The organism is Gluconacetobacter brunescens, from assembly GCF_048695475.1.
GTDB lineage: Bacteria > Pseudomonadota > Alphaproteobacteria > Acetobacterales > Acetobacteraceae > Gluconacetobacter.
The window spans coordinates 2,122,981-2,149,333 of the sequence record NZ_JBLHEN010000001.1; the positions used below are offsets into that span (position 1 = coordinate 2,122,981).

Annotated in this window: 24 protein-coding genes and 5 pseudogenes; 12 read left to right on the plus strand and 17 right to left on the minus strand. The window is 62.2% G+C overall.

Translation table 11 applies throughout. The features are described 5' to 3' along the window. Positions 1-30: 30 nt before the first annotated feature. Both ACMAUO_RS09390 and ACMAUO_RS09395 read right to left on the minus strand, forming a co-directional pair. Positions 31-792, minus strand: coding sequence for an SDR family NAD(P)-dependent oxidoreductase (locus ACMAUO_RS09390; protein ID WP_420356647.1), 762 nt, complete (start codon positions 790-792; stop codon positions 31-33). Positions 793-951: 159 nt separating this feature from the next. Then, a complete protein-coding gene (locus ACMAUO_RS09395; RefSeq protein WP_420356648.1) occupies positions 952-1,590 on the minus strand; it encodes a TetR/AcrR family transcriptional regulator in 639 nt (212 codons plus the stop codon). 105 nt (positions 1,591-1,695) lie between these two features. Between ACMAUO_RS09395 and ACMAUO_RS09400 the strand changes: the two genes are divergently transcribed. Together ACMAUO_RS09400 and ACMAUO_RS09405 are read left to right on the plus strand one after the other, a co-directional pair. Further along, entirely contained in the window at positions 1,696-2,910 is a 1,215-nt protein-coding gene (locus ACMAUO_RS09400) for an MFS transporter (RefSeq protein WP_420356649.1), read from the plus strand. 301 nt (positions 2,911-3,211) lie between these two features. After that, positions 3,212-4,049 (plus strand): annotated as a pseudogene (locus ACMAUO_RS09405) (IS1595 family transposase). A gap of 113 nt (positions 4,050-4,162) precedes the next feature. On the opposite strand, the gene ACMAUO_RS09410 reads toward ACMAUO_RS09405, so the two are convergent. Next, complete coding sequence (locus tag ACMAUO_RS09410; protein ID WP_420356650.1) at positions 4,163-5,041, minus strand: LysR family transcriptional regulator; 879 nt, start codon at positions 5,039-5,041, stop codon at positions 4,163-4,165. A gap of 131 nt (positions 5,042-5,172) precedes the next feature. Between ACMAUO_RS09410 and ACMAUO_RS09415 the strand changes: the two genes are divergently transcribed. Then, entirely contained in the window at positions 5,173-5,622 is a 450-nt protein-coding gene (locus ACMAUO_RS09415; RefSeq protein WP_420356651.1) for an SRPBCC family protein, read from the plus strand. A 145-nt stretch (positions 5,623-5,767) separates the two neighbouring features. Here the strand turns inward: ACMAUO_RS09415 and ACMAUO_RS09420 are convergent. Both ACMAUO_RS09420 and ACMAUO_RS09425 read right to left on the minus strand, forming a co-directional pair. Next, positions 5,768-5,881: pseudogene (locus ACMAUO_RS09420) on the minus strand (DUF4172 domain-containing protein); the annotation flags it as partial. Between the two features lie 29 nt (positions 5,882-5,910). After that, entirely contained in the window at positions 5,911-6,780 is an 870-nt protein-coding gene (locus ACMAUO_RS09425; RefSeq protein WP_420356652.1) for an SDR family oxidoreductase, read from the minus strand. A 77-nt stretch (positions 6,781-6,857) separates the two neighbouring features. Here ACMAUO_RS09425 and ACMAUO_RS09430 point away from each other — a divergent pair, with 77 nt between their 5' ends. Beyond that, a complete protein-coding gene (locus tag ACMAUO_RS09430; RefSeq protein ID WP_420356653.1) occupies positions 6,858-7,283 on the plus strand; it encodes a winged helix-turn-helix transcriptional regulator in 426 nt (141 codons plus the stop codon). On the opposite strand, the gene ACMAUO_RS09435 is transcribed toward ACMAUO_RS09430, so the two are convergent. Continuing rightward, positions 7,271-8,155 (minus strand): SDR family oxidoreductase, encoded by an 885-nt coding sequence (locus ACMAUO_RS09435; RefSeq protein WP_420356654.1) that lies wholly within the window; start codon positions 8,153-8,155, stop codon positions 7,271-7,273. The genes ACMAUO_RS09430 and ACMAUO_RS09435 overlap by 13 nt on opposite strands. A gap of 94 nt (positions 8,156-8,249) precedes the next feature. Between ACMAUO_RS09435 and ACMAUO_RS09440 the strand changes: the two genes are divergently transcribed. Together ACMAUO_RS09440 and ACMAUO_RS09445 are read left to right on the plus strand one after the other, a co-directional pair. Beyond that, positions 8,250-9,098 carry a helix-turn-helix transcriptional regulator gene (locus tag ACMAUO_RS09440; protein ID WP_420356655.1) on the plus strand — a complete coding sequence of 283 codons (849 nt, stop codon included), beginning with the start codon at positions 8,250-8,252 and terminating at the stop codon, positions 9,096-9,098. 4 nt (positions 9,099-9,102) lie between these two features. Further along, positions 9,103-10,242 carry a metallophosphoesterase gene (locus tag ACMAUO_RS09445; RefSeq protein ID WP_420356656.1) on the plus strand — a complete coding sequence of 380 codons (1,140 nt, stop codon included), beginning with the start codon at positions 9,103-9,105 and terminating at the stop codon, positions 10,240-10,242. A gap of 45 nt (positions 10,243-10,287) precedes the next feature. Here the strand turns inward: ACMAUO_RS09445 and ACMAUO_RS09450 are convergent, their stop codons facing one another. Together ACMAUO_RS09450 and ACMAUO_RS09455 are read right to left on the minus strand one after the other, a co-directional pair. Beyond that, complete coding sequence (locus ACMAUO_RS09450) at positions 10,288-12,699, minus strand: recombinase (protein WP_420356657.1); 2,412 nt, start codon at positions 12,697-12,699, stop codon at positions 10,288-10,290. Between the two features lie 284 nt (positions 12,700-12,983). Continuing rightward, complete coding sequence (locus ACMAUO_RS09455; RefSeq protein WP_420356658.1) at positions 12,984-13,232, minus strand: hypothetical protein; 249 nt, start codon at positions 13,230-13,232, stop codon at positions 12,984-12,986. Between the two features lie 97 nt (positions 13,233-13,329). On the opposite strand from ACMAUO_RS09455, the gene ACMAUO_RS09460 reads away from it, so the two are divergent. Next, entirely contained in the window at positions 13,330-14,253 is a 924-nt protein-coding gene (locus ACMAUO_RS09460) for a ketopantoate reductase family protein (RefSeq protein ID WP_420356659.1), read from the plus strand. A gap of 71 nt (positions 14,254-14,324) precedes the next feature. Here ACMAUO_RS09460 and ACMAUO_RS09465 read toward each other — a convergent pair. The 4 genes and pseudogenes from ACMAUO_RS09465 to ACMAUO_RS09480 form a co-directional block, all read right to left on the minus strand. Continuing rightward, a pseudogene (locus ACMAUO_RS09465) lies at positions 14,325-14,465 on the minus strand (IS630 family transposase); the annotation flags it as partial. A gap of 2 nt (positions 14,466-14,467) precedes the next feature. Beyond that, positions 14,468-14,662 (minus strand): annotated as a pseudogene (locus ACMAUO_RS09470) (helix-turn-helix domain-containing protein); the annotation flags it as partial. Positions 14,663-14,817: 155 nt separating this feature from the next. Further along, positions 14,818-15,561 carry an SDR family oxidoreductase gene (locus ACMAUO_RS09475; RefSeq protein WP_420356660.1) on the minus strand — a complete coding sequence of 248 codons (744 nt, stop codon included), beginning with the start codon at positions 15,559-15,561 and terminating at the stop codon, positions 14,818-14,820. 61 nt (positions 15,562-15,622) lie between these two features. Further along, positions 15,623-16,459 (minus strand): SDR family oxidoreductase, encoded by an 837-nt coding sequence (locus tag ACMAUO_RS09480; protein ID WP_420357246.1) that lies wholly within the window; start codon positions 16,457-16,459, stop codon positions 15,623-15,625. Positions 16,460-16,571: 112 nt separating this feature from the next. On the opposite strand from ACMAUO_RS09480, the gene ACMAUO_RS09485 reads away from it, so the two are divergent. Continuing rightward, entirely contained in the window at positions 16,572-17,486 is a 915-nt protein-coding gene (locus ACMAUO_RS09485; protein ID WP_420356661.1) for a LysR family transcriptional regulator, read from the plus strand. A 31-nt stretch (positions 17,487-17,517) separates the two neighbouring features. Here the strand turns inward: ACMAUO_RS09485 and ACMAUO_RS09490 are convergent, their stop codons facing one another. Then, on the minus strand, positions 17,518-18,438 hold the full coding sequence (locus ACMAUO_RS09490) for a LysR family transcriptional regulator (RefSeq protein ID WP_420356662.1): 921 nt from the start codon (positions 18,436-18,438) through the stop codon (positions 17,518-17,520). A 120-nt stretch (positions 18,439-18,558) separates the two neighbouring features. Here ACMAUO_RS09490 and ACMAUO_RS09495 point away from each other — a divergent pair, with 120 nt between their 5' ends. Together ACMAUO_RS09495 and ACMAUO_RS09500 are read left to right on the plus strand one after the other, a co-directional pair. Continuing rightward, positions 18,559-19,821 (plus strand): serine hydrolase domain-containing protein, encoded by a 1,263-nt coding sequence (locus ACMAUO_RS09495; RefSeq protein ID WP_420356663.1) that lies wholly within the window; start codon positions 18,559-18,561, stop codon positions 19,819-19,821. Positions 19,822-19,883: 62 nt separating this feature from the next. Further along, entirely contained in the window at positions 19,884-20,729 is an 846-nt protein-coding gene (locus ACMAUO_RS09500) for an oxidoreductase (RefSeq protein WP_420356664.1), read from the plus strand. A gap of 5 nt (positions 20,730-20,734) precedes the next feature. Here the strand turns inward: ACMAUO_RS09500 and ACMAUO_RS09505 are convergent, their stop codons facing one another. From ACMAUO_RS09505 to ACMAUO_RS09515, 3 genes are all read right to left on the minus strand, one after another. Further along, positions 20,735-21,685, minus strand: a complete 951-nt coding sequence (locus ACMAUO_RS09505; RefSeq protein WP_420356665.1) for an alpha/beta fold hydrolase — start codon at positions 21,683-21,685, stop codon at positions 20,735-20,737. Positions 21,686-21,761: 76 nt separating this feature from the next. Further along, on the minus strand, positions 21,762-22,664 hold the full coding sequence (locus ACMAUO_RS09510; protein ID WP_420356666.1) for an SDR family oxidoreductase: 903 nt from the start codon (positions 22,662-22,664) through the stop codon (positions 21,762-21,764). A 26-nt stretch (positions 22,665-22,690) separates the two neighbouring features. Continuing rightward, entirely contained in the window at positions 22,691-23,428 is a 738-nt protein-coding gene (locus ACMAUO_RS09515) for an SDR family oxidoreductase (protein ID WP_420356667.1), read from the minus strand. Positions 23,429-23,545: 117 nt separating this feature from the next. On the opposite strand from ACMAUO_RS09515, the gene ACMAUO_RS09520 reads away from it, so the two are divergent. Both ACMAUO_RS09520 and ACMAUO_RS09525 read left to right on the plus strand, forming a co-directional pair. Then, positions 23,546-24,466 (plus strand): LysR family transcriptional regulator, encoded by a 921-nt coding sequence (locus ACMAUO_RS09520; protein ID WP_420356668.1) that lies wholly within the window; start codon positions 23,546-23,548, stop codon positions 24,464-24,466. A 116-nt stretch (positions 24,467-24,582) separates the two neighbouring features. Beyond that, positions 24,583-25,055: pseudogene (locus ACMAUO_RS09525) on the plus strand (SOS response-associated peptidase family protein); the annotation flags it as partial. 61 nt (positions 25,056-25,116) lie between these two features. On the opposite strand, the gene ACMAUO_RS09530 reads toward ACMAUO_RS09525, so the two are convergent. After that, positions 25,117-26,303, minus strand: a protein-coding gene (locus ACMAUO_RS09530) for an IS3 family transposase (RefSeq protein WP_420356669.1) whose coding sequence is annotated in 2 segments (ribosomal slippage) — positions 25,117-26,033 and positions 26,033-26,303 — 1,188 coding nt in all. Because the reading frame shifts where the segments join, the coding sequence is not laid out codon by codon here. Positions 26,304-26,353: the final 50 nt, after the last annotated feature.

Here is a 26,353-nt window from a genome sequence, read left to right on the forward strand (position 1 = left end):
TGGACTCTCCCGGTTGTGTTCGTGTGGCCGTTACAGCGATTGGCCGCCCGTCACTTCGATACGCTGGCCATTCACCCAGCGCATGTCGTCAGACAGGAGGGCACGAATCGCGGCGCCGATATCGTCGGGCTGACCGACGCGCCCCATGGGCGTGATATCCGCCAGGCTCTTGTTGATCCCGGCATCGTCACGGACCAGGCCACCGCCAAAATCCGACGCCACGGCTCCAGGTGCGACCGCATTGACGGTAATGCCCCGCTCGCCCAGTTCCTTCGCCATGTAGAGCGAAATGACCTCGGTCGCCCCTTTCATGGCCGAGTAGGGACCATGATCCGTCAGGTAGAAGCGTGTCGCGGCGGAGGTGATGTTGAGAATGCGGCCGCCATCGCGGATCAGCGGAAGGAGCGCTACCGTCAGCAGGTACGGGCCCTTGAAGTGGATGTTGTACTGATTGTCGAGTTGCTCTGACGTCGCGGCATCGAAGCGTGTGTGAATGATATTGCCGGCGTTCTGGACAACATAATTCAGTGCTTGCTGTCCGAACGCGTCTGCGAGAAGGGCTTTGACCCGCTCTGCAAAATCCGTGAACGACGCGTGGTTCGCGATATCCAGCTTCAGCATGCGCAGTTTCGCGTCCTCGTTGCTGAGAGCGGTTTCAGCAGCCTTCGCCTCGTCTTCATTGGTGTGATAAGTGCCGATCACGCTGATGCCGGCGGCTGTCAGATGCTTCGCGATGCTGTAGCCGATGCCGCGATTGGCGCCCGTGATGAGGGCGATTTTTGATGTGCTCATGACCGGGTTCCTTGAGGAGGCATGGCGTCGTGTTCCGAAGACACCATTTCCATACCGACCGATCCATAAAAGAAGCGTGAACTGGGGTCAAGGATTTATGGACCGACCGATACGGAAAAACCGTACCGGGGCTGGTTGGCCTTCCCCTTCGCCAGACCGTCAGCGTTTTTTGAGCCGCTTTTCTGTTTCCGGCTTCACGGCATTGACGTCCCACACTGTCAGGAGAGACGTGACGGCCGCATCCAGAGTGTCGGAGGTCATCCCGTCCCTGGCTTCGCATGTCATGCCGTGGAAAAAAGTCACGAGAATATCGGGCAGGACATCTGTCGCCGGGGACGCCTTCAATTCGCCCCTGGCCACGGCGCGTTCCACGCAGGCCCTGAGGCCCGCCCGCGTGCGCTGTCGTTCTGTCGCGAGAAGGGCGCGGACGGGTTCGTTTTCGGGTGAGCAGTTGCTGGCGCCGGACACGACCAGGCATCCGGTCGGGTGTGCGCGGGCAGACTGCATGCGCGCCGAGCCTCGCAACGTCCGTTCGATGGCCTCGCGCGGTGACAGGCTCTCGTCCCATAAGGGCGCCATGACCTGCCCATATGTCGCCAGGTATCGCTGCACGACTTCCCGAAACAGGGCTTCCTTGGAGCCGAACGCGGCGTAGAAGCTCGCGGGCGAAATATTACCCATGCAGGATTTGAGCTGCGTCAGGGAGGTCGGTTCATATCCCTGCGCCCAGAACAGCGCCATGGCGGCGTCAATCGCCCTCTCCTTGTCAAACTCGCGAGGACGCCCAGTCCGCGCCATGTCATCGTTCCTTTCGAAAGACTTCCATATTAAGTGATCCAGAAGTAATTGCCAAGGCTTTTGCTCCCCTATATATGTATCGTCCGATCCATATATGAGTAGCCCATGACCCCGACCATCACATCGCCCACGAAAAAAGCCGATGAGCGCCTGCCTGTCGCCGGTCTGCTCGCGCTGGCCATGACCGGCTTCATCTGCATCATGACCGAAACGCTGCCGGCAGGTCTGTTGCCTGAGATCGGCGCGGGTCTGCGTATTTCTCCAGCTCTCGCCGGACAGATGGTGACGGCCTATGCCATAGGCTCGCTGAGTGCGGCGATCCCGCTGACACTCGCCACGCAGCGATGGCAGCGCAGAAGGGTCCTGCTGCTGGCGATCATCGGTTTCGTGGTGTTCAATTCTATCACCGCGTTTTCGACGCATTACGGCGCGACCCTCGTGGCCCGCTATGGGGCCGGTGCCGCGGCCGGCCTCGCCTGGGCGTTGCTGGCCGGCTATGCGCGCCGGATGGTGACGCGCGCCCAGCAGGGTCGCGCCTTGGCCATCGCCATGGTGGGCACGCCGATCGCGCTCTCGCTGGGGGTCCCCGCCGGGACATGGCTGGGGGGCGCCGTCGGCTGGCGTCTGGCTTTCTGGATCATGTCGGGCCTGACCGTGCTGCTGATCGCGTGGGTCCTGGCGAAGGTTCCTGACTTTCCGGGTGCCACGCATCACGATCGTCTGCCGTTCCGGCATGTTCTGGGAACACCCGGCGTGCGATCTGTTCTGGGCGTGGTGGTGGCCTGGATGCTGGCGCACAATGTGCTCTACACTTACATCGTGCCGTTCGTGGCACCGGCCGGGCTGGCGGGACAGGCGGATCGCATTCTGCTGCTTTTCGGGATCGCCGCGCTTGCCGGCATCTGGCTGACCAGCCGCACGGTCGACCACGCCCTGCGCCTGTCCGTCTTGCTCAATCTGGCCATATTCGCAGTCGTGGCAGGGGCTTTCGCCATCGGATCTGCATCGCCTGCGGTGATCATGATCGGTGTCGCGATATGGGGTCTGACATTCGGTGGCGCCGCGACGTTGCTCCAGACGGCGCTCGCCGATGCGGCCGGGAATGGCGTGGACGTCGCGCTGTCGATGAATGTCGTCGCCTGGAACAGTGCCATAGCCGGTGGCGGCCTTCTGGGCGGTGTGTTGCTTGAGACCTGGGGGGCTATGTCGTTCCCTTGGGCTGTGCTGGGGCTCGCAATTGCTGGTTTCTTGATCGCATGGCAAGCCCGATCCCACGGATTTCGTCCTGGCCACCGGCTCGGGCATGGGGACGAGAGCTAAGAATTCAATGGGACGGCTTGCGGAATTACCGCGCGGTTTCGGTAAGGATAACCTCTTTATGCCAATGATAGTTTGTGTCAGAGGATTTTTACTCATCACCCGAATGGTTGGCGGGATCTTATCTGATCGTGAATTGGAATCTCCCAAAAATGTCCGCTTTGAAAAGTATAGTGATAGGCACTTGATGTCCGAGATGAAGGCGGAAGCTGTCGATCAAAAATGTTCCTGATTACGCACTATTTTCAGCTATGGATTTATGGCACAAAACGAGAATATCTGTTGTTTTTGAGAGGCTTGATCGATGGCTCGCAACAAGGTCCAGTTTCAGAAAGGGCTAAGCGAAGCCCAATTTAACGAACTTTACGGAAGCGAAGAGAAGTGCCGAGCGGTGATCTTTGGCTGGCGCTGGCCATCGGGCTTTGAATGTCCGGCCTGTGGCGGGCGAGAACATAGCGTCATCCGGAGCCGTGGGCAGTATCAATGTAGCGCCTGTCGGAAGCAGACGTCGCTGATCGCCGGAACGATCTTCGCGGCAACCAAGGTGCCGTTACGGACCTGGTTCCGTGCCCTGTATCATCTAACCCAGAGCAAAGGCGGCATCTCCAGCATCGAACTGGATGACGCCTATCTCGGCGGAGAACGCGGCGGCGGCAAACGCGGGCGAGGATCAGCGGGCAAGACGCCGATCGTGGCCGCTGTTGAAACCACACCGCAAGGCAAGCCAATCCGCCTGAAACTCCGCCGCGTGGCCGGGTTCAGCAGGGCCGAGATCGCAAAGATGGCAAAAAACAGCTTCGACCCCGCCAGCAGCGTGGTCAGTGACGGTCTACGCTGTTTCGCCGCCGTCACCGAAGCAGGGTGCGTCCATCATCCCATCTTGACCGGTTCGGGACCAAAGGCAGGCCGCAATCCTGCTTTCAAATGGGTCAATACCGCTCTCGCCAACATCAAGAATGCCATGACCGGCTACTTACCGCGCTATCCGTGACAAGCATACGCCACGCTATCTCGCCGAGTTCGTTTATCGCTTCAATCGCCGCTTCGACCTCGCCGCCATGATCCCTCGCCTCGGATACGCCGCCGTCAGAACCCCGCCTATGCCCTATCGCCTGCTCAAATTGGCTGAAATTAGTGCGTAATCAGGAAAATGTTTCAGCTTACGCTCCTTTCATCCCGATTCCCATCCCGTCTGCATCTGTAGTGCGGTCACATCGGCCAGCAGGACGCAGGAGCGAAATGAGCCGACAGGACCTCATCGTGAGCGACGACAATACGCGTTCAAGCCTTCTCCCATATGCCGCATCACGTCACGCACATTCAGGACGTTGCGGAGGTCGTGATGGGTAACAATCCAGAAGGGTAGAGTGGCGGGTATATAGTCCGGCAAGACCGGCACGAGATCCGGGTTGTCCCGCGCAATGGGCATTTGGCAATAACCGATACCGACGCCCGCACGCAGGGCTGCCAGCAATCCGACATCGTCGCTGCAATCGAGGGCCGGGCGTTGGCCAAGGGCCGTCAGTTCGGGAAGACGACGCAAATGGGCGGACGACGCGATCAGACGATGCCGGGAAAGCTCGGTGAGGTCGTGCGGGATGCCGTGGCGTTGCACGTAGTCTCGATGGGCATATAGCTTGATCGGCACCGTGCCGATCTTGCGGCCCCATAATTCCTGCTGTGTCGGTTCGGTGTGCCGAACAGCCACATCGGCTTTGCGTTCGAGTATGTTCTCGACGGCGTCGGTCAGGGACAAAGCAATGCGCGTCGTCGGATGATCGTCGAGAAAAGCCGCCAGGATCGACGGCAGGACCATCGTGCCGGTGATCTGGCTGGCGGTGATGGTCAGCGTCGTCGTTTCGGCAGCACTTGCCGATTTCGCCAGCCGCTCGAGGGTATGCGCCTGATCGATCATGGATGCCGCGATCGGCATCAGGGCGCTTGCATGGGCGGTCGGCACAAGCCCCGACTTTGATCGCGTAAAGAGCGTCTGACCGATCATTGCTTCCAACTGGGCGATCTGACGGCTGACCGTTGGTTGTGTCGTCCCCAGAGCGCGTGCTGCTCCCGACAGGGAGCCCGCGCGGCACGCTGCCGCAAAGCTTCGCCAGAGATGCCAGTCGATCTGATCCATACGAAATTGTAGAGTTGATCTGTCATAACCGGCAATACCCTGCCTGCCAGGCAAGGCATTACCCTGCGGACATGAAGAACACGATAAAATGTGTTTTTGCGGTCATTCCAACGTCTTTGGGAGACGGATCCTTGTCGAACTTTCCTGGTCCACGACGTCATATCGACACGCAAATCGAGATCGCGACTTCCCCCGAACGTGTATGGTCTGTGTTGACAGATATGGCAGCTTATCCGTCCTGGAATCCCTTCATTCGCAAGCTGACCGGGCGCCTGGAGCCTCGTCAGCGACTGACCGTCTGTCTCGGTGGGGACAAGGCAGGTGGTGGGATGGTGTTTCATCCCGAGGTCGTCACCGTCATGCCGGGCCAGAGGTTGCAGTGGATTGGCCGCCTCTGGGGATTACCCGGATTGTTGACCGGGACCCATGATTTCGAGATCACGCAAACCGGCCATGGGACATTGTTCCGCCAGAGCGAAGCGTTCGCCGGGATTCTGCTCTGGTTCTATGACGTTGAGACGGTTCGGGCCGAGTTCATCAAAATGAACCAGGCCCTGAAATCCCGTGCCGAAGCGGCGTGACATCGACCAGATATCCCGACAGCACGACGGAACTGGCAATCAGCGGTTCAGATCGGCGCGGCACCGCAGGAATCAGTTCAACCACCGGGCGCTGTCAGCGCTCGCCTTTCTGGGTCGCGTCCAGAAGCGCGTCGTCGTCCTTTCACTCCTGACGAATCTGCGCCGACAGGCTGCAGAAACGCTGAGCGCTCCGTTCCGACCAGGCCGGCAGCAGATCACCAATCGCCCGCGCTATACGCCCGTTCCCGTCTTCAAATGGAGCTGAGCATTACGGAGCCTGAAGATGCTCTAAAAGAACTCTGCTACGGTGACGCCGAAGGGCGTGGTTGCCCGGCCGATCAGCCGGGCGAGTTCGCCGCCGTCATCGAACAGTGCCCCCTTCGCGACGCCCGCATCGGTGTCCGACAGGATCGTGGCAAACAGCTCCGGCACGCCGGCGCCGAGCAGCGCCGTTCGATACGCGTCCGGGTCCATGTTCCGATAGGGGAGCGGCTTCCCCGAGGCCTCGGCTACCGCCGCAACGAACTCGGCCAGCGTGTAGGATGTATCACCGGCCAATTCGTAGGTGCGGCCGGCATGGTCGCCGCCGGCCAGCACGACCGCCGCGGCCCTGGCATAGTCGGCGCGGGCGGCGGACGAGATACGACCCTCCCCGGAGGCGCCAAGGAATACACCATGCTGCAGGGCAGGCGCGATCCTCCAGGTATAGACCTCGGTGTACCAACCGTTCCGCAGCAGCACGAACGGCACACCGGACTCTTTCAGCACGGCTTCCGTGTCGCGATGCTCGCCCGCGAGGAACAGGGGGGACGTGTCCGCATGAAGGATGCTGGTATAGGCGATCAGGCCGACACCCGCGTCCTTCGCCGCGGCGATGACATTGCGATGCTGTGCCGTGCGCTGGCCGATTTCGCTGCCGGAAATCAGGAGCAGCCGGTCGACGCCGGCGAGCGCACTGGCCAGTGTCTCCGGCCGGGCATAGTCGGCGACGCGGACCTCCACGCCCTTGTCGCGGATTGCGACCGCCGCCTCCTTGGCGGGATCACGTACGCCCGCCACGATGGCGCTGGCGGGCACCGTCTCAAGCAGTGCGTCGATGACCAGGCCGCCGAGATGGCCGGTGGCAGCGCTGACGAAGAGCGTGGGTGCGGTGGGCATTGTCGGTCTTCCTTGTGGTTTTCAATCGACACAAGGTAATTAAGTGAGACCACAGACGGCGTGAAGGAGGCAGGATTTTGGGACAGGGTGAGGCAAAAGTAACCGCCCCGGCATTCGATGCCACCGTCCAATTATTCGCCGAACGGCAGCCCGGCCAACCGGTCGATCCACAATGCCCGGTGCGGGACGTGCTCGATCGCATCGGGGACAAGTGGTCGACGCTGATACTGGGCACCCTCGCCGGGGGCCCGCACCGATTCAGCGCCGTGCAGCGCGCGATCCCGGACATTTCCAAGCGGATGCTGACGCAGACCCTCCGCGATCTGGAGCGTGACGGCCTGATCGCACGCACGGTGTTCCCCACCAAGCCGCCCAGCGTCGAGTACCGGTTGACGCCTCTTGGTGTTACGATCCTCGAACCGCTGACCTCCCTTGTCCGATGGGCCAATCAGAGCCATGCCGCCATCCGGGAGGCCCGTCTGGCGTTCGATCAGGCGTCCTGAAGCTGTTCCAGATCGGCAATCAGCCCCGGGCCGGTCGGTACCCATCCCAGTGCCTGCCGCGTCAGTGCGCTGGACGCGCGCATGTCGAAGCCCGCGAACATCGCGAAGCGTCCGAAGAAAGCAGGCGCTTCGTCGGGCAAGATGGATCGGACCGGCAGGTCCAGGCGCCGGCCGAGCGTCTCGACGATATCGCGCATCGCTACGCCCTCTTCGGCCACCGCATGCCAGGCGGCGCCCGTCGCGCCCTTTTCGATGGCCAGCCTGTAAAGACGGGCGACATCGCGCACATGCGCCGCCGGCCAGAGATTGCTCCCATCGCCCACATAGGCACAGGTGCCGTTCTGACGGAACGTCTCGATCAGCGGCGTGATCAGCCCCTGCTTCGCCCTGTCGTGAACCTGCGGCAGACGCACGACCGAAGCGCGGATACCTTGCGGGATCAGCGCCAGCGCCGTCTGTTCGGACACGCGCGGGAACGGGAAGTCCGGCAGAATCACATCGTTTTCGGTCGCCACCTGTCCCGGCGGTGCCAGTCCTGCCAGCCCGCCCGTGGCCAGGAACGGCTTGTCGGATCCGGCAAGCGCGGACCCGAGCGCCTCGATGGCTCGGCGATCCGTTTCGCAACTGGCCATGAAGTTCGACCAGTCATGGATAAAGGCCAGGTGAACGACGGCGTCCGAAGCCGCCGCACCCTTTTGTAGGCTGTCGAGATCCTCAAGCGCGCCGCGCTGCGCCTGCGCGCCGACGGCGGCGAGGGCGCGCGCCCCGTCATCCGAACGGGCCAGGCCAAGCACGTCATGACCGGCGGCGATCAGTTCCCTGACGGTCGGCATGCCGATGAATCCGGTTGCACCGGTGACGAATATACGCATGAGCGAAGTCTCCCGTTTTCTGGTGAAGACAAATCTCGGTCTATGCCCTATTCTGTTAAAGTAGTGATCTTATCGTATTATAAAGACTAACAGGATGAGCGAGCATCAGGACGGCGGGAAACGGCTCGGCACCTGGCTGAAGGATCGTCGCGCGAAGCTCGATCCGGCAGCCTTCGGCCTTCCCTCGGAACGCCGCCGCACGCCCGGCCTGCGGCGCGAGGAGGTTGCGCAGAGGGCCAATATCAGCCCGACCTGGTACACCTGGCTGGAACAGGGGCGTGGCGGCGCCCCGTCAGCCGACGTGCTGGACCGGATCGCGCGCGCCCTGATGCTGACCGATGTCGAGCGCGAGCACCTGTTCCTGCTCGGCCTCGGGCGCCCGCCCGATGCGCAGTATCGCAAGAGCGGCAGCGTCACACCGCGCCTGCAACGCGTGCTCGACGCGCTGGATCCCAGCCCGGCGCTGATCCGAACCGCGACCTGGGATGTCCCGGCCTGGAACCGGGCGGCGACCATCATGCTGGGCGATTACAGCGCCCTGCCGTCGGCGGAACGCAACATCCTGCGGATCATCTTCCTCGACCCGCGCTCCCGCGCCATGCAGCCCGACTGGGAAAGCATGGCACGCTACGTTATCGGCGCCTTCCGCATCGAGACGGCACGCGCCGGGGCAGCAGACGAGATCACCCCCCTGGTGACGGAACTCTGCCGGCTCAGCCCCGAATTTCACACGATGTGGCATGAAAACAGCGTCACCGAGGCGCCCGTCGACATCGTCAAGCACATCGACCATCCGGTCCTCGGTCCCTTCGCCTTCGAACATTCGACGTTCTCGGTCGATGGCCGGCCGGACCTGACCCTGGTCGTCTACAATCCCGCGACACCGGCCGACGCCGAAAAGCTCAGGGTCGCCGTCGACGCCACGCTGCCTCAAGGAACCTGATCATTTGCGCCTTATCTTCGCTCTTCCCTGCCTGATCGTCATCCTGAACTGGCTCTGGCCGCTGGCCCTTCCCCTCTGGGTGAAGATGCCGGCGGCCATTCTGCTGCTTGTGGCCTCGCAATATCATTTCTGGTCCCGGCTTTCCTCGGGCTCCGTCTTCGCACCCGAATTTCCCCGCCCCCTTGTCATCCTGTTCAACTGGGCCTTTGGGGCCATGCTGTTTCTGGCCCTGTTCCAGATCGCGCTCGATCTCGGCGCCCTGGCTACGGCATTGGTGCGATGGCGGTCGGTCCCTATTCCCGACGGCGCACGCGAAGCGGCCGGCGGCGTGGCGGGCCTGCTTGCCACCGTCGGCGTCGCCAATGCACTGCGCGTCCCCCCGATCAGGGACGTGACGGTCAGGATCGCCGACCTGCCGCCCTCATTCGAAGGCTATCGGCTGCTTCAATTGAGCGACCTGCATGTCAGCAGGCTATTCCCGACGGCCTGGAGCCAGGCGGTCGTAGCACGGGCCAATGCTGCTGAAGCCGATCTGATCGTCGTGACGGGCGATTTCATCGACGGTTCGGTGGCCATGCGTCGCACCGACATCGCGCCACTGCAGGGGTTGCAGGCCCCGGACGGGGTTCTCGCGGTCCCCGGCAATCATGAATATTTTTTCGATTACGCCGGCTGGATGCGCCATTTGTCCGATCTGGGCATGCGCATGCTAGCGAATGCCCATGCAGTCGTCACGCGGGACGCCACGCACCTGGTCATCGCCGGCGTGACCGATCTGTCTGCGCCCGGGCATGGCCATGCCGGTCCGGACCTCGACGCGGCCCTCGACGGCATGCCCTCGGGCGCGCCGGTCGTGCTGCTCGATCATCAGCCGCGCAATGCGCGATCCGCTGCCGAGTGCGGCGTTGCCCTTCAACTGTCGGGCCATACGCATGGCGGCATGCTTCCGGGCCTCGATCGCCTCGTCGCACGCGGCAACAACGGGTTCGTGTCCGGCCGCTACGATATCGGCACCATGACGCTCTATGTCAGCAACGGCACCGGCCTATGGCCCGGCTTCGCGCTCCGGATTGGAAAGCCCTCCGAGATCACCCGGTTTTCTCTGCAATCGATAAAGCCAGACCGGGTGCCGGAACCCGGTTGAGAGGACATTCGTCCTGCGCGCCATCGATCCCGAGGTGCTACCCGCCTAAATCGGGCAGACCCCGCTGGCACATTGTAGATGCGCCCAATCCACAACTTCTTTTACATTGTCATCATGGATCATGGCGGTGATGGCGGCGAATTTCCCTGCCGAGACTTCGTCTTCCGGCAGATATTCATAACCAAGGCCTGAATCCGGGCGGCTGGGCAGCACGGCGCAGCAGCGCACATGCGGCTGGTGGGCCGCCACCATGGCCCGGAACCCGTCAAGATCATGCCGGTCGGTATAGACCTTGAGCGTATAGGACACCTGGTTCCCCTGCTCCGCTCCGATCCAGTATTTTTCCAGCAGTTCCAGCCAGCGATATTGCTCTTCCGGGGACGCCTCCGGGGCCGTGACCACACGATCACCCATGCCCAGACGCTGGATCAGCGGCACGGTGGGAAAGCCCACGACGCTCATGCCGGGGAAGCTGCGCAGCGAGCGCACGGGATAGCCCTTGCGCTCATAAGCGGGCAGGAGCGGATCTGTTCCGGCCTCCCACGTGCCGTCCTCTCGCCGGACGCCCTTGAACTGCACCCAGCGCAGATATTGCCGCCGCGCGGGCAGATGCGCGCCTTCAGTCAGGCCGAACAGCTTGGACGTGGTGCCCGCCGGCTTGACGGTCGTGACGGTGACCGGCTTCGCCGTGCCGGTTTCCCGCGCATACGCATTGGCTTCCGCCTTCGCGATGGTGGAAAGACCACGCACGGCATTCCAGAAGGGCGCCGCGCGTTCTTCATCCAGAAGATCGCGGAAGCCGAGCCCGAACCGCATCCAGGCCCATTCATGCAGACCGGTCGGACCGATGCCGATGCGGTTGGTCCGCCGCACCTCCTCGCCATACAGCGCGTCCATGCGGTTGGCCCGCAACAGAAAGCGCACACCAAGACGCACGGAATCCCGCACCCGCGCATCCCACAACTCCGCCGTTTCCTCCGGCAGCGAACCCGGGATCACCTCGTCAAAGGCAACCGGGCAAGCCAGCAACGGCGCGAAATCCCCGATCACGCAATATCCACCGGTCACATGCAGCGTAATCTCGCCACACGGATTGGTCGTGACCGGGAAGCGGGACGTTGCTGCCCGCGTCGCGAGATCGGCCAGCAGGTCGGCGGCCTCGGTCGCCCTATACCGCTCGGAATGGAAATCCCGCCCATCCGCATGCACCGCCTTGAGCCGCGCGCTCCCCGTGCGGCTGTCTTCCAGCCTATCGCCATTTATGAAACCCGGTTCGCCGTTGATCCATGCGCAGCGCGTGGCCTCGGCAAACACGGCGCGAGCGTGCTCGGCCAGCGGCCCGGTCGTGGCCGGATCGTTCACATATGCCCAGAATTCCCGGTCCACCATGACCGAATGGTTGGCCGTCCATAGGCCGCCTTCTTCCTTGGCGCGGATGAAGCGAAGCACGTCGGCGTCGCGCCACGACTTGGTCGCCATGCGCGCGGCACGCCGGGCCCCACCCACCTGCACCTCGACCGAGAGGTAGTGATCGACCCGCAGGGCCTGCTCCCAGAGCGGCATAGTACCTTCACGGGCCGCTTCAATTACATGCTGGCGGACATTCAACAGACCGCGCAGCAGCGAAACGGGGCCGGATGCCGGGCGACCCTGCATGCCCGCAATCGGGCTGCCGGCGCGGCGGATGGCACTGAAATCGAGGATCAGGGTCCGGTCCCGCTCGCCCCGAAACGCCATGGCCTCGATCGTCTCGACAGCCTTGCCCCACCCTTCCCGGCTGTCTTCGATGACATGGACGAAGGCGCCAGGCTGATCCGGAGCGCCTGGCAGAATGGTTTCACCCAGGAACGCGCGAACCTGTGCCTCCATGTCAGCGTCGAATACCTCCAGCGCCGTACCCCAGGGCAGGATCTGCATCTCAAGGCCAAAGCGTAGAAGACCGGTGCGATCACGCGGATAATCGGGGTGGTCGGCAGAGAGGACAAAGCGCAGGTCGGGGGCCCGAGCCCAGTCAACGACACAGAGTTCGTCGTCATAGGCCCGGCCCACACCGGACCCGTTCAGCAGCAGGTAGAACTTGGCGAAGGAGCAGATGGCCGTGGCGCAGTTGGTGAACATCTCCATGTTCCGGCCCGCCTGCCCGCTGTCACCATGCTGGAGATGACGACCCGAAGTGAGCAATGCGCCCGTGGCGATGGCGTTGCGGAGTTGCATGATCTCCCGATCGTCAACCGTCGACAGAATCCCGACATTGCCCTCCGCGACCCGATCGGCGACCCGGCCGAAATCTTCCCGATCGGACGGTCGGAATACGGTGCGGCGGCCGACGGCTTCCCCCATGCCACGATCCAGCGATCGAGCAGGCGCGGGCCGTGTGCCGAATGCGCCTTCAAACGGTTCACGCACGGTCACCGGACTATCCAGCGCTCCAGCAAACAGCGAGAGATCTCCGTCCATGCACCACCTCCATCATCCAAGCCGCTCGCAGACCCGAATCGGACGCCGCATAGCTCATATTGTGGTCCTGGATACATAATGACACCATATCATGTGTAGCGCACGGATAAAGTTGATCGCCGCCCGGCCATTCGCTGAGAGCCGGGACTTTTTTTTGCCCGGCTCTTTTTCAGGATGCAGGAGATGGAATCGGGCGGCCTGCGCCATCGATAATCAACCCGGACTGCCAATTCGACCTGAGTGGCCCGAAACGCCCGGTTTCACAGGTCGGAGCGGACCATGCGTCAGATCTTCGCGATGAATTCGGTCGCCGTGCCACATGCGGGATCGACGAACGTGACGTCATCTGCCGCACGACGCGGCGTATCGATGGCCAGGAACACCACCGGCGGACGCAAGAGGCGCGGCAGGGCATGGACGGCGCGTCTGGGGAACACCAGCAGATGGCCCGGCGCGAACGGAGTCTCGATGGCCGGATCGTCGATCCAGAACGTTCCCTCACCGGTCAGAACATGCAGGATTCCCCACTCCAACGTCCCTGTTCATGAACAACGCGCATTAATGGTATCAAAGGTGAAACTGCCGTCACCGGACCCGCGGCGCGGCAGTCCCGGAGCAAGGAACGACACCATGAAGCCAAAAGTTCTGATCGTCGGCGCAGGTGCGGTTGGGGGATATTTTGGGGCCCGAATGGCAACAGCGGGACATGACGTAACATTCCTGGTGCGTCCCACCCGGCTGCGGCAACTGCGTACGGATGGGCTCCGGCTAATCAGTCCGCTGGGGGATGCGACCCTCGCGCCGCAAATGGTGACATCCGACGATATCGATGGCCCTTATGACGTCATTCTTCTCAGCGTAAAGGCATACTCCCTCGCGTCCGCGATGGACGATTTCGCCGCCGCCGTCGGCCCGGACACGCGCATCGTACCCCTTCTCAATGGCATGCGGCATCTCGATGTACTGGCAGAGCATTTCGGAGATCCGAAGGTCCTGGGCGGGACGTGTTTCATCGTCAGCAAGCTGGATTCTGAAGGACGGGTCGTTCAAGTGGGATCACTCCCCAAACTGACCTTTGGCCCGCGATCCGTTGGCGACAATTCCTCGATCCGGCACCTCAAGGATGCTCTCTCCGGTCCTGGCTTCGAGACTATATTGTCGGACCACATCATTCAGGAGATGTGGAACAAATGGGCTCTGCTGGCATCGCTGGGCACAATATGCTGCCTGATGAGGGCCACCGTGGGGGAAGTGGCCAGCGTGCCCGCGGGTGAGGATTTCGCGCGGGCGACGATCGGCGAATGCGCTTCGATTGCGGCGGCGGCGGGATATCCGCTCACCGAGGAAACCCTGGGCGGTATCGTCCGGCTGCTGACTGCAAAGGAATCGTCCCTGACATCGTCCATGTTCCGTGATCTGTCCCAGGGCGCTCCCATCGAGGCGACGCAGATCATTGGCGACCTCGTGAAGCGGGCCCGCACGCATCAGATTGCCACGCCAATTCTCGATCTGACCAATCTTAATCTTACTGTCTACGAACAGCGAAGAAAGTAGGATCTACCAGAAGGGGAATCGCTGAGTTGTCGGGATTTAGACGTTCGATGCGGTTCATATCGTTTTAGAGTCTAATCCGACCTGTCTGGATCGTATCCTGCAGCCCTGAAATAGTTGGCGCATTCGGTGGGGATGAAGCTTTCGGAAAGGACACCGATAGCGTCCCATAATCCTGCGCGAGTGCGTTCAGCTGCCTTGCGGAGCAGGGCTTTTCCTCGATCCGACCCGAACGTCGATCTCCACCCAGAGCGCCGGGCGTGACCTCGCCCTTCTCCCGTTCAAGCTTACGCCAGCGGCTCACGCTCGCAGCGCTCACACCAAATCGCACAGCCGCAACCCGGTGGCTCGCACCTCCCGAAACCGCAGCCAGAACACGGATGCGAAGATCCACCGATAGAGCTTTCGACATGACCGCCGGCCTCCCGTCCGGTCATCATGATGAATCACACATTCGTCTGCCTGGGTACCCCCAAAGATTCACTCAGGTCGAATCCCGCTCTAAGCGCGCCAATCCGGGCCATCCCTTGTTTAATCGCAGGGACATTGAACGATCTGTTCTTGTGATCAGAATTCCTGCCCCGTCGGCCGGATGATGATTTCGTTGACATCGACATCAGGTGTCTGAGAAATCGCGTAATGGATAGCGTTGGCAATCGCGTCAGGGCTGATCGCGGCCGTAGCATACATGGTGTCCACCGCATCCTTCGCAGGGCCATCGCTGACATGAGTCGCCAGTTCGGTCGTCACGGCACCCGGAGAGATGATCGTGCTCCGGATCGTCGGTCCGGCTTCCTGGCGAAACCCTTCTGAAATGGCTCGAACGGCGAACTTGGTGCCACAATAGACAGCGAAACCGGGCCCGACCTTATGCCCGGCAACCGACGAGACATTGATGACGTGGCCCGCGCCCTGCGCCTGCATATGCGGCAGGGCCGCCGCGATCCCGTACAGCACGCCCTTGATGTTCACATCGATCATCCGGTCCCACTGCTCGATCTTCCGGTCGCCAAGCGGCGCGAGCAGCATGACGCCCGCATTATTGACCAGCACATCAATCCGCCCGAATTCCTTGACGGCCCCGTCAACGAACGCCCGAACCTGCCCCTGGTCCTGAACGTCGAGTTCAAAGGCAATGGCCTTGCCGCCCTCGCGCTCGATGTCCGCCACGATGGCGGAAAGACGATCCGTCCGACGGGCTCCGAGCGCGACGAAAGCACCGGACCGCGCAAGCAGCCGGGCCGTGGCCTCGCCAATCCCGCTGCTGGCACCCGTAATGGCCACAACCTTGCCCTGAAGAGAATTGCTCATGAAACCTGTCCTTTCCGATATCTGAATGAAGGATTGAAATACGCCGACCCCGGGCCGTCCTTTACGGGCTGGCATCCGTCGAGAGGGCGATGTCCTTCTGTGCCTCGAGCTGTTCAAGCCGCCCTGTCAGCGCCTCATGCATCAGCCGGTAGGCGTCGCTGCCCAGGGCCAGGCGCCGAGGCGCGGGTGAGACATCCACGCTGGCAATCATCTCGCGGACCATCTTTTCCGGATCGCCGATGGGCGTGTAGGAGTCCTGAGCCAGAACCGCGCGCCGCGCGCTGAACGGGACTGCCTGATATACCTCCAGCGGATCGGCCATGACCATACTGCCACGGCCGAACTGCGTTCTCGCCGCCCCCGGCTCGATCAGCGTCGCCTCGATTCCGAACGATGCGACTTCCTGCACAAGGCTTTCGAAGAACCCCTCGATCGCCCATTTGCTGGCGTGATAAAGACTGAGACCAGGGAAGGCGATCTGTCCGCCCATCGACGAAAGCTGAAGGATGCGCCCCCCTCCTTGAGCGCGCAGATACGGCAACACCGCCCGGACCAGTTCGATCGATCCGATGACGTTCGTATCGAGCTGCTGCCGGATCTGGTCGCTCGAGACCTCTTCCGCCGCGCCAAACAACCCGTAGCCGGCATTGCTGACGATCACGTCAATCCGACCAAGCTGCGCAAAGGCCTGATCAACGACCTGACGGAGCCGCTGCGTATCGGTGACATCCAACGCTGCCAGGTGCAAACGCTCCGGATACCGGGACTGAAGATCATGGAGCCTGTCGGGCCGGCGCAATGTCGCGACAACGGTGTCACCGCGCTCCAGAAGTCGTTCGGTCATGATACGGCCGAACCCGGAGGATGTTCCCGTGATAAGCCAATTTCTGGACATCATGCCTATTCCTGCTCTGCGGACCCGAAATGTTCGAAAACCGTGGAGGAATCCTGATCCATCCAAATCAATGGGTCTATGCGGGGAAATCGGCATGGACTATTGAAAAAACACCATGAATAAGACGCCCAGCCTGACGGAATTGACCGCATTCCTCGCCGTCGCGCGACACCAGAGCTTTCGCGCGGCGGCGGACGAACTCGGTCTCTCGGCCTCAACCCTCAGCCATATGATTCGTGCCCTCGAAGAGCGCCTGGGTGTGCGTCCCTTTCACAGGACGACGCGCAGTGTCGCCCCGACAGAAGCGGGCGCGCAGTTCTTCGCCAGCCTTGCCCCCATTCTTTCCAGCCTCGACCAGACCTTCGCCACCGTCGGCATGCTGAAAACGCAGCCATCCGGCACCCTTCGGATCAACGCATCCAGAAGTGCGGCCCGCGCCCTGCTCCGAGGCGTCGTCCCCCTGTTCCGGGATCGCTATCCGGACGTCCACCTCGATCTCGTGACCAATGGCCGCTTCATAGACATTGTCGCCGAGGGCTTCGACGCCGGTGTCCGACTGGCGGAAGCCGTCCCGCAGGACATGATTGCCATACGGTTTGGCACGGAAGGGCGCTTCATTGCCGTGGCTTCCCCCGGCTACCTTGCGGTCCATGGCGCGCCACAGACGCCGGACGACCTGCAACATCATGCCTGCATCCGTTTTCGCCTGCCCGGCGGCAAAATCTACCGATGGGAGTTCGCACGGCACGGCCAGGACTATGCAGTGGATGTCTCCGGTGCCTTGACGCTGGACGACATGGACCTCATGGCCGAAGCGGCCATGGATGGGCAGGGCATTGCGTTCGTCTCGCAAGACACAGCCCGGACAGCCCTTGAACAGGGACAGCTCACGGCCATCCTGGATGACTGGACACCCAGCTTTCCGGGGCATGCCCTCTATTACCCCGGCCATCGGCTGGTCCCGCCTGCGCTACGGGCCTTTATTGATGTTCTGAGGGACTATCAGGCGCGTACGACCATCACGCCCTGACGGCATTGAGAGGCGACGGCCCTCCTATGCACTACGCCCGTTTCACGGACCATGGAGCCGCTCCATCGAACGCCTGCACGAGAAAGTCGATCATGACCCGCACTTTAGCCGGCGGTGCCCGATCGGGAGAGTAGAGCAGATGAACACCACCCAGCTCCGCCGGCGGCTCATCGAGGGTGAGAACTTCCAACGCGCCTGCCCGGACCGCATCAGCCACGATGAAGTCCGGCTCGTAAATAATCCCCAGTCCCGCGCTTGCACAGCCGACCAGGGCATCACCATTATTCGCGCACATGGGACCACGAACGGTGACCCGCTTGCCCCGTGATCTCCCATAAAGCCATTCTCCCGGCTTCGCGATGCCGGAGAGTGAAAAACCCAGACAGTCGTGTTCCGACAGGTCGGTCCAGGATCGGGGCCTCCCCCGCCTTGTCAGGTAATCAGGTGCCGCGCAGACCATCAGTTCGCACGCGGCCAGCCCGCGGGTAACAAGGCGACTGTCCCTGAGACGGCCGATGCGGATGGTCAGATCCCACCCCTCTCCCGTCAGATCCACAACCCTGTCACTAAGCCCCAGATCGACCGTTACTGCGGGATGTAACGCGTGAAATGCCGGGATCAGCGGCGCGATATACCGCACCCCAAAAGACAGCGGGACATTGAAGCGCAGGACGCCGGACGCCTCGATACGCTGTGAGGCAATACGCGCCTCGACCTCCTCCAGTTCGGGAAGAAGACGCAGGCACAGTTCCAGATAGTGCTGGCCCGCCTCGGTCAGGCTGAGCCTGCGCGTGCTGCGATGGCACAGACGCACGCCCAGGCGCTTCTCCAGCACATCCAGATGCCTGCTGGCCATGCCGGGTGAAAGACCCAGCGTCCGGCCGGCTGCCGAAATGCTGCCCATATGGATGGCACGGGAAAAAAGCTGCATGCCGGTAATGCGGTCGAGCATGTGATTGATGACTATCCGTATAAACTGAATCCCTCTTCAGTCGGATTATGTCCGAAAATGGGAAGAATTACGATAGCGCCTTCATCCTTGCACAAAACGGGAAACGCGGAGGGCGCCTGCATGCGACAGCGAACACAGACACGGGATCTGTCCGCCACGGGGCGACGCAGCATTCTTGGTGCGGCCCTGCCAGCCGCCATGTGGGCATCATCGTTCTCTCCCGCATCGGCTGCGAAAGGATCTGCCACCAGTCCGCGCGCAGGCGCGATCGACAGCGTTGTGGACCAGGCTGTCCGTTCGGGCACAATTGTTGGGGCGACCGTGATGGTCTCGGAACGCGGCAGGACCGTTTATCAGCGCGCAGTCGGTTCCGCCGATCGTGAGGCCGGCATCGCGATGCGGACGGACACGCTCTTCCGCCTGGCTTCGATGACCAAGCCGGTCATCTGCGTCGCCGCACTTGCCCTGATGGAACAGGGCAAATTGTCACTGGACGCGCCGGTGACACGCTGGCTGCCCGATTTCCGTCCCGCCCTGCCTGACGGGCGACAGCCGGTCATCAGCATCCGGCATCTCATGACGCACACGGCAGGACTCGGCTATGGCTTTCTGGAGCCTGAAACCGGCCCCTACCATCGGGCTGGCGTGTCAGACGGGCTGGACCATTCCGGTCTCACGCTGGAAGAAAACATCGCCCGGATCGCGTCGGCACCCCTGCTCTTTGCTCCCGGAACGGCATGGCATTATTCGCTCGCCATTGATGTTCTGGGCGGCGTCATCGAACGCGTCACCAGCCAGGATCTGCCATCGGCGGTCAGGATGCTCGTGACCGGCCCGCTTGGCCTGAACACCATGACCTTCACGGTGCCCCAAGGCACGCCGATCGCAATCCCATATGGCGACGGCGGGGCGGCGGAAGCCGTGCGCATGACAGACCCGTTCAGCCTGAAATTCGGGCCGGGTCATGTGGTGTATTCGCCCTCCCGCGCCTTCGATCCGGCCGCGTGGCCGTCCGGGGGTGTCGGCATGCTGGGCACGGCCGCCGATTATCTGCGCTTTGCCGAAGCCATCCGGACGGGAGGTGCCGGGATACTGAAGCCGCAGGACGTCGCTGCCATGACCGGCAATGCCATAGGCAACCTGGCGGTCGGGGCGGCGGGTCCGGGTTTTGGCTGGGGGCTGGGCGTTGCGGTCCTGACAGACCCGGCAAAGGCGGGGCTCCCTCTCTCACCCGGTTCATGGAATTGGTCGGGCCTGTATGGAACCGGCTTCTGGGTCGACCCGGCGCGCGAGTTGAGTGTCGTGGCGCTGACCAATACGGCGGTCGCCGGGATGACCGGGGCGTTCCCACTGGCGCTGCGCCGCGCGGTCTATGCGGCCTGAACGTGCGGCTGTCCGTCGGCTGAGCGGAAACCTTCGTAACACATAAGGAAACAGAACCAGATATGACACGATCACAAACGCGCTGCTTTTTCATTACCGGCGTCAGCAGCGGTCTGGGGCGCGCACTGGCCGGGCAGGCCCTGGCTGACGGTCATGATGTCATAGGCACTGTCCGGACGGGCAGGGCGCGGGAGACATTCGAGGCGCTTGGGGCACGCGCAACCGGCATTCTGCTCGACGTCACGGACTACGCTGCCATCAAACCCGCCATCGACCGGATTGAAGCGGATCGGGGACCGATCGACGTGCTCGTCAACAACGCGGGTTACGGGCTGGAAGGCACGATCGAAGAAGCATCCCTGGACGAGATACGACGTCAGTTCGAGGTCAATGTCTTCGGCGCCATTGCAATGATCCAGGCGGTTCTGCCGCATATGCGCGCTCGCAAGGCTGGTCATATCCTCAATGTTACCTCGATGGGGGGTATGATCACCATGCCGGGGCTGGGTCTTTACCACGGCAGCAAGTTCGCCCTCGAAGGCATTACCGAAGCTCTGGGCAAGGAGGTAGCCGGTTTCGGAATTCATGTAACAGCCGTGGAACCCGGTGCGTTCCGGACCGATTGGGCCGGACGGTCCATGGTCAGGGCTGAACGCCATATCCCTGACTATCATGCGATCTTTGCCCAGTTACACGAACGCCGTGCCGAAAATGAAGGGCATCATCTAGGTGATCCGAAACGGGCCGCACGGGCAATGCTAGAGATCCTGACGGTCGAGGCGCCGCCTGCGCATCTGCTGTTAGGGAGCGACGCGGTGCGGCTTGTCGGCGACAAGCTGGCGGCCCTGCAAGCGGGCTTCCTGCAATGGCGGGAGCTTTCGTGCTCTACTGATTCGTCCCAACCCTGACGATCTCAGATCAGCTCCGTAACGGCCCAGAACGCCAGCAGTTCTTTCACAAGGCTGCGCGGCGCTTCTTCCGGCATGTAATGACCGCAATCCCCGAACACGCCACCTGTCACGGTCGTGGCGACGGTCTTCATAGTTGCAATCAGGCCCGCTCCCGCGCCGTTATCCGCGCCAAAAGCCAGCACCGGGATCGACAGCGGGCGGGTTGCGCGTTCTTCGTTAGCCTTTAGTCCTTCCGGGCTGAAGGCGTGTCGGTAATAAGACAGCGCGGCTCTCGTGGCGCCAGGTGCCGCATTGACGCGCACATACTCCTCCAGATCAGCAGGAGTTATGGTCCACGGCCTGTTCGCCTTGACCCGGAACAGCCAGGTCAGAAATTCACGCTCGCGCCCCTGGAGCAGAATCTCCGGAAGATCGTCAAGACGATTGAAGGCAAAATGCCATGTCTTCAGATTGACGGCTTCCGGCAGAACGCCGGCCGCCGGAACCTGTGTGATTCCGGGCAGGGCGGCGTCGAAAACCGCGAGACGCCGCACGTCTTCCGGCCAGTCCGCGGCCAGAGCGTAGCTGATCCATGTCCCAACGTCGTGCCCCACGATATCGACGGGACCATCCGCCGTCAGGTCCAGGGCCTGCATCAGACCGTGAATGTCGCGCGCCACAGTGCGAAGATCATAACCGGCGGCCGGCCGGTCCGAATCTCCCATGCCGCGCGGATCGAGTGCAATGACCCGCCGTCCGCTTTCGCGCAGCAGCGGCATGACATAGCGCCAGGCGTACCAGCTTTGCGGCCAACCTGGGATCAGCAGCACCGGAGCGCCGCTGCCGCCCTCGACAAAATGAAGCCTGACACCACCGACATTGACCGCGTCGTGGCGAAACAGCTTCCGGAAAGTCTGCGGTTCACAGGGTGGACAGGTATCGTCAGAATTCGTCCTGATCATGTTGGCCGTCATCTGAATCCTGTCACTCCGTGGCCCGCGTTTCGCAACCGAATGACCATAAAGTCTCTTCAGCCCTTTGCCATGAATATCATGCCGGCTGTGCGATATGCAGCAGATCCCCAAGTCCGATACGCCGCAGCAATTCGGCCCTGACCCTGTCCGCAACGCCGTTGACGACCTCAGCCCCGTCCTGTGACGGATCCACATGGACCCGGAACGGCCTCTTGCCACGCGGTGCATCCACGACGGCCTCGATCGCCCTGGCCACACTTTCCGGGTCGGCATCGGCCGGTTCGAGGCCCGCCAGACCCGCGAGCGCCTTCTCTTCCACACCCTTGTACGGGCCATCCATGTAGGCCTGCGCCACGCTCTGGTCCGCCGGCGCCCCGGCATCGCGAAAGTGGTTGGTCCCCTTGGTAAAGGCACCCGGCACGACGATGGTCGTCTCGATCCCCCACCGTGTCAGTTCACCCGCATAGGAAATGGCCAGGGCATCCATCGCCGCCTTCGCCGCGAAATACGGGCCGAGGAAAGGCGGCGTGCCGCCCCGCGTGCTGGATGACGACACCCACACGACGAGCCCCTGTCCTCTTTCCCGCATATGCGGCAGCGCCGCGCGGTTGAGGCGCTGGGTGGAAAGGACATTCACATCATACAGCGCCGCCAGTTGTTCCGGCGCAAAAGCCTCGGCCGGGCCGAAGCACATATGACCGGCATTATGGATCACCACGTCAATCTGGCCCTGTTCCGCCATGACCCGGGCCACGGCGGCGTCCACCTGTGTCTGCTGGAGAACATCGAGTTCCACGGTGCGCAGATCGACGTTCCACTCTTTCGCGAATCTGGCCGCATCCGCCACAGCCGCCGCGCCTTTTCCGTGGATGTCCCGCACACCGGCATAGACGCAGTGCCCGGCAGTGGCGAGGCCGCGGGCCGTCATGGCGCCAAAACCGCTCGACGCTCCCGTAATCAGGATAACCTGCCTGCCCATGATCTTCTCCCTTTCCGGACGATTCTTCAGACCATGCCGCCATTGGCGCGCAGGGTCTGGCCATTGATCCACGCGCCATCCGGGCCGACCAGGAAGGCAACCGCCGCCGCGATGTCTTCCGGTGTTCCAAGACGTTCCAGCGGGTTCATCTTCGACAGTTTTTCAATCAGTTCGGGGCTTTTGCCATCGAGAAACAGCTCCGTCCCGGTCGGGCCGGGGGCGACCGCGTTCACCGTCGTATTCCGGCCGCGCAGTTCCTTGGCCAGGATCGCGGTCAGGGTTTCCACCGCCGCCTTCGTCGCCGCGTACACCCCGTAATTCTCGAATTTCAGACCGACGACGCTGGTCGACAGGTTGACGATGCGTCCACCATCCCGCAGCCGCTTCGCGGCTTCACGCAACGTATTGAAGGTACCACGAAAATTGATGTCCACCTGTCGCGTGAAGGCGGCATCGTCCACATCGGCGATCCGTCCCAGCGTCATGATCCCGGCATTGTTGACCAGCACATCGACGCCGCCAAAGGCTTTCTCCGTCGCATCGAACAGCGCGGTCACAGCCGCTGCGTCCGAGACATCGGCCTTCACCGGGAGGGCTTCGCCGCCGGCCTGTCGGATTGTCGCGGCCAGTTCTTCCGCCTGCGCGGCATTGCCGGCGTAATTGACGACAACCGCCAGCCCGTCCTTCGCCAGCCGCGTGGCAATGGCCGCCCCAATCCCGCGCGATGATCCCGTGACGATCGCGACTTTCCTGTTCTTGGTCATGTCAGCTTTTCCTTTTGTCTGCGGCCGCTCCGGCCCGTGAACAGGACTGTGCCTCTTTTCGTCCGCCCGATAATCCCGCATAATCCGGATAGATTATCCGAAAAAAGGGAACAGTTAATGGACCGGCTGGATGTCATGCGCCTGTTCATGCGCATCGTGGAACGCGAAAGTTTCACCCAGGCCGCGGAAGACATGAACCTGCCGCGCTCGACCGCCACCGATGTCATCAAGACGCTGGAAGCCCGGCTGGGCGTGCGCCTTCTGCATCGTACGACGCGCCAGGTCAGCCCGACACCGGAAGGCGAGACCTATTATCGTCGTTGCCGTCATATCGTCGCCGAGATCGAGGATGCCGAGACGGCGTTCGGAACCCTCCGCCCCAGCGGGACGCTGCGGATCGACGTCCACGGCACCCTGGCCCGCCATTTCATCCTGCCGTCCCTGCCCGCCTTCCTTGCCGCCTATCCCGATATCGAACTGCACATGAGCGAAGGCGACCGCCTGGTCGATCTGGTGCGCGAAGGCGTGGACTGCGTCCTGCGGGTAGGCGAATTGCGGGACAGCGAGATGGTGGCCAGACCCCTGACAACGCTGGAGGAAATGACGCTTGCCTCACCGAGCTATCTGGAGACCCACGGCATTCCGACACACCCGGACGACCTGCCCGGTGGTCACATCATGGTCGGGTTCCAGTCGAGTCTGCGGGGCAGGATATTGCCCTTGGAGTTCATCATCAACGGGAAGCCGCGCAACGTCCTCCTGCCCCTCCACATGGCCGCCAACGCGGCGGAGAGCTATATTTCAGCCGCACGGGCAGGTCTGGGTCTCATCCAGATCCCGCGCTATCACGCGGAAGGGGATCTCAGGACCGGAGCACTGGTCGAGGTGCTGAGCGCGTTTCCTCCCGCCCCTTCGCCGGTGTCGCTGCTTTATCCGCATAACCGGCAGATGTCACCGCGCGTGCGCGTCTTCATCGACTGGCTGACGGGGATTTTCAGAACAACCACCATACCTCCCGGCCCGCACCAGCGCCAGTGAGACACTACAGATCGGCGAAATTGCGCGCGACAGAGACTGGATCGACCGGACAGCGAGGATCGGTTCGGCAACGCGGCCATAAGCCTGATCCAGACGGCGTTCCAGTTCAGGCCCGAACCGCACCCGGCATGCTCAAGGCCAAGAAGGTGGACGAGGCGAGACCAATATACGGACCACGGAGTCGTCCTGGTGGCGGCGCTGGCTGGGCGTCGAACACCGCAGCCTAGTCCCGCTGACCGCCTTTGCCGAGCCTGAACATCTGCCGGGAAGAGGAAGCCGTCAGATCTGGTTCGCCAAGGCAGATGGCAGGCCGCGGGCCTTCTTCGCTGGGCTCCGGTGCCGGTGGACATCGGTCAGGAAACTTGGGCGACGGCGAAACGACGGACGACCTGTATGGATTCCTGACCACCGAGGCTAACCATGAGGTCGGCGCTGTTCACCCCAAGGCCATGCCTGTTATCTTCAGGCAACAGGAAGATATGGACCTTGGATGACAGGAACGGTACCGGCGGTCTTTCGGGTCCAGCACGCATTGCCGGACGGGGCGCTAATGCGGAACGTTTGCTATCTGCGCTCCAACGTAAAATAACAGAGGTGGCCCCGTCTGTTCGGACAGCTTTTGGGGATGAATAAGCTATACCCTGTTATTGTCATGCCGCCCTTCTGACGGCGTTGCTGTTGGCCATCTGGTCCGGGGTTAACCCCGGACCAGATGGCGTCGGCACCTTATGATACGCCTCATCGGGCGTGCGTCCAGCCAGTGCCGAGTGCGGACGCTGCCCGTTATAATGGGCGATCCATCCGGCAAGCCCGGCCCGCAGTTCCGATCCTGTCTCGAACGCGTGCAAATAGACGCATTCGTATTTCAGGGATCGCCACAGGCGTTCAATGAACACGTTGTCCAGCCAGCGACCTCGCCCGTCCATGCTGATTCGGATCTGGCGCTGTTCCAGCACGTCGGTGAAGCGGGGTGTCGTGAACTGCGATCCCTGATCGGTATTGAAGATCTCCGGGCTGCCATAGCGCACCAGCGCATCCCGGAGCGCCTCAATGCAGAACTCCGCATCCATCGTGTTCGACAGGCGCCACGACAGCACCCTGCGCGTCGCCCAGTCCATGATCGCCACGAGGTAGAGAAAGCCCCGTCTCATGGGAAGATACGTGATGTCGGCACACCAGACCTGGTTGGGCCGGTCGATGACTAGGTCCCGCAGCAGATACGGATATTTCCGATGCTCCGGATGGGGCACACTCGTGCGCGGCTTCTGGTAGATCGCCCGCAGCCCCATCATCGCCATGAGCCGGCGAACCCGCTTGCGGCCGACATCATGACCGAGACGGCGCAGATGCCACGTCATCTGCCGTGAGCCATAATACGGCGTTTCCAGGAACTGCTCGTCGATCAGGCGCATCAACGCCAGATTGGCCTCGCTCTGTGGTACAGGCCGATAATAGACGCCCGACCGGTTGAAGTGCAGCAGCGTGCATTGTCGCACCACCGAAAGCCGGGGCCGTTTCAGGTCAATCATTTGCCGCCTCTGATCACGCCCAACCGAGCAGAGGCATCCCGCAAAAAATCCCGTTCCACCAGCAACTGGCCGATCTTGGCATGCAGCTTCTCAACGTCGGCCGGACTGACTGCGGGCTCAGCCATCGCCTTCCCGGAGAAAGTCGCTTCCATCCCCTCGATCGCCTGCCGTTTCCACTGGGCGATCATCGTCTGATGCACCCCATGTTTCGATGCCAGCTCCGCCAGTGTTAGGTCCCCACGGATCGCTTCCAGCGCAACCCGTGATTTGAACTCCGCCGCATACCTCTTGCGCGTAACTTTGCCCATAAAACCCGTCCTCTCTCAGGTCGGATTATAGCTTAACCACCTGTCCAAAA

What these genes read in the sequence shown, in the direction of transcription:
- ACMAUO_RS09520 (WP_420356668.1), top strand. Translation starts at nt 23,546, where the DNA reads ATGGACCGGCTGGATGTCATGCGCCTGTTCATGCGCATCGTGGAACGC.
- ACMAUO_RS09505 (WP_420356665.1), bottom strand. Translation starts at nt 21,685, where the DNA reads ATGACGGCCAACATGATCAGGACGAATTCTGACGATACCTGTCCACCC.
- ACMAUO_RS09440 (WP_420356655.1), top strand. Translation starts at nt 8,250, where the DNA reads ATGAGCGAGCATCAGGACGGCGGGAAACGGCTCGGCACCTGGCTGAAG.
- ACMAUO_RS09485 (WP_420356661.1), top strand. Translation starts at nt 16,572, where the DNA reads ATGAATAAGACGCCCAGCCTGACGGAATTGACCGCATTCCTCGCCGTC.
- ACMAUO_RS09435 (WP_420356654.1), bottom strand. Translation starts at nt 8,155, where the DNA reads ATGCGTATATTCGTCACCGGTGCAACCGGATTCATCGGCATGCCGACC.
- ACMAUO_RS09475 (WP_420356660.1), bottom strand. Translation starts at nt 15,561, where the DNA reads ATGAGCAATTCTCTTCAGGGCAAGGTTGTGGCCATTACGGGTGCCAGC.
- ACMAUO_RS09495 (WP_420356663.1), top strand. Translation starts at nt 18,559, where the DNA reads ATGCGACAGCGAACACAGACACGGGATCTGTCCGCCACGGGGCGACGC.
- ACMAUO_RS09460 (WP_420356659.1), top strand. Translation starts at nt 13,330, where the DNA reads ATGAAGCCAAAAGTTCTGATCGTCGGCGCAGGTGCGGTTGGGGGATAT.
- ACMAUO_RS09450 (WP_420356657.1), bottom strand. Translation starts at nt 12,699, where the DNA reads ATGGACGGAGATCTCTCGCTGTTTGCTGGAGCGCTGGATAGTCCGGTG.
- ACMAUO_RS09400 (WP_420356649.1), top strand. Translation starts at nt 1,696, where the DNA reads ATGACCCCGACCATCACATCGCCCACGAAAAAAGCCGATGAGCGCCTG.
- ACMAUO_RS09395 (WP_420356648.1), bottom strand. Translation starts at nt 1,590, where the DNA reads ATGGCGCGGACTGGGCGTCCTCGCGAGTTTGACAAGGAGAGGGCGATT.
- ACMAUO_RS09410 (WP_420356650.1), bottom strand. Translation starts at nt 5,041, where the DNA reads ATGGATCAGATCGACTGGCATCTCTGGCGAAGCTTTGCGGCAGCGTGC.
- ACMAUO_RS09390 (WP_420356647.1), bottom strand. Translation starts at nt 792, where the DNA reads ATGAGCACATCAAAAATCGCCCTCATCACGGGCGCCAATCGCGGCATC.
- ACMAUO_RS09510 (WP_420356666.1), bottom strand. Translation starts at nt 22,664, where the DNA reads ATGGGCAGGCAGGTTATCCTGATTACGGGAGCGTCGAGCGGTTTTGGC.
- ACMAUO_RS09515 (WP_420356667.1), bottom strand. Translation starts at nt 23,428, where the DNA reads ATGACCAAGAACAGGAAAGTCGCGATCGTCACGGGATCATCGCGCGGG.
- ACMAUO_RS09500 (WP_420356664.1), top strand. Translation starts at nt 19,884, where the DNA reads ATGACACGATCACAAACGCGCTGCTTTTTCATTACCGGCGTCAGCAGC.
- ACMAUO_RS09480 (WP_420357246.1), bottom strand. Translation starts at nt 16,459, where the DNA reads ATGATGTCCAGAAATTGGCTTATCACGGGAACATCCTCCGGGTTCGGC.
- ACMAUO_RS09425 (WP_420356652.1), bottom strand. Translation starts at nt 6,780, where the DNA reads ATGCCCACCGCACCCACGCTCTTCGTCAGCGCTGCCACCGGCCATCTC.
- ACMAUO_RS09490 (WP_420356662.1), bottom strand. Translation starts at nt 18,438, where the DNA reads ATGCTCGACCGCATTACCGGCATGCAGCTTTTTTCCCGTGCCATCCAT.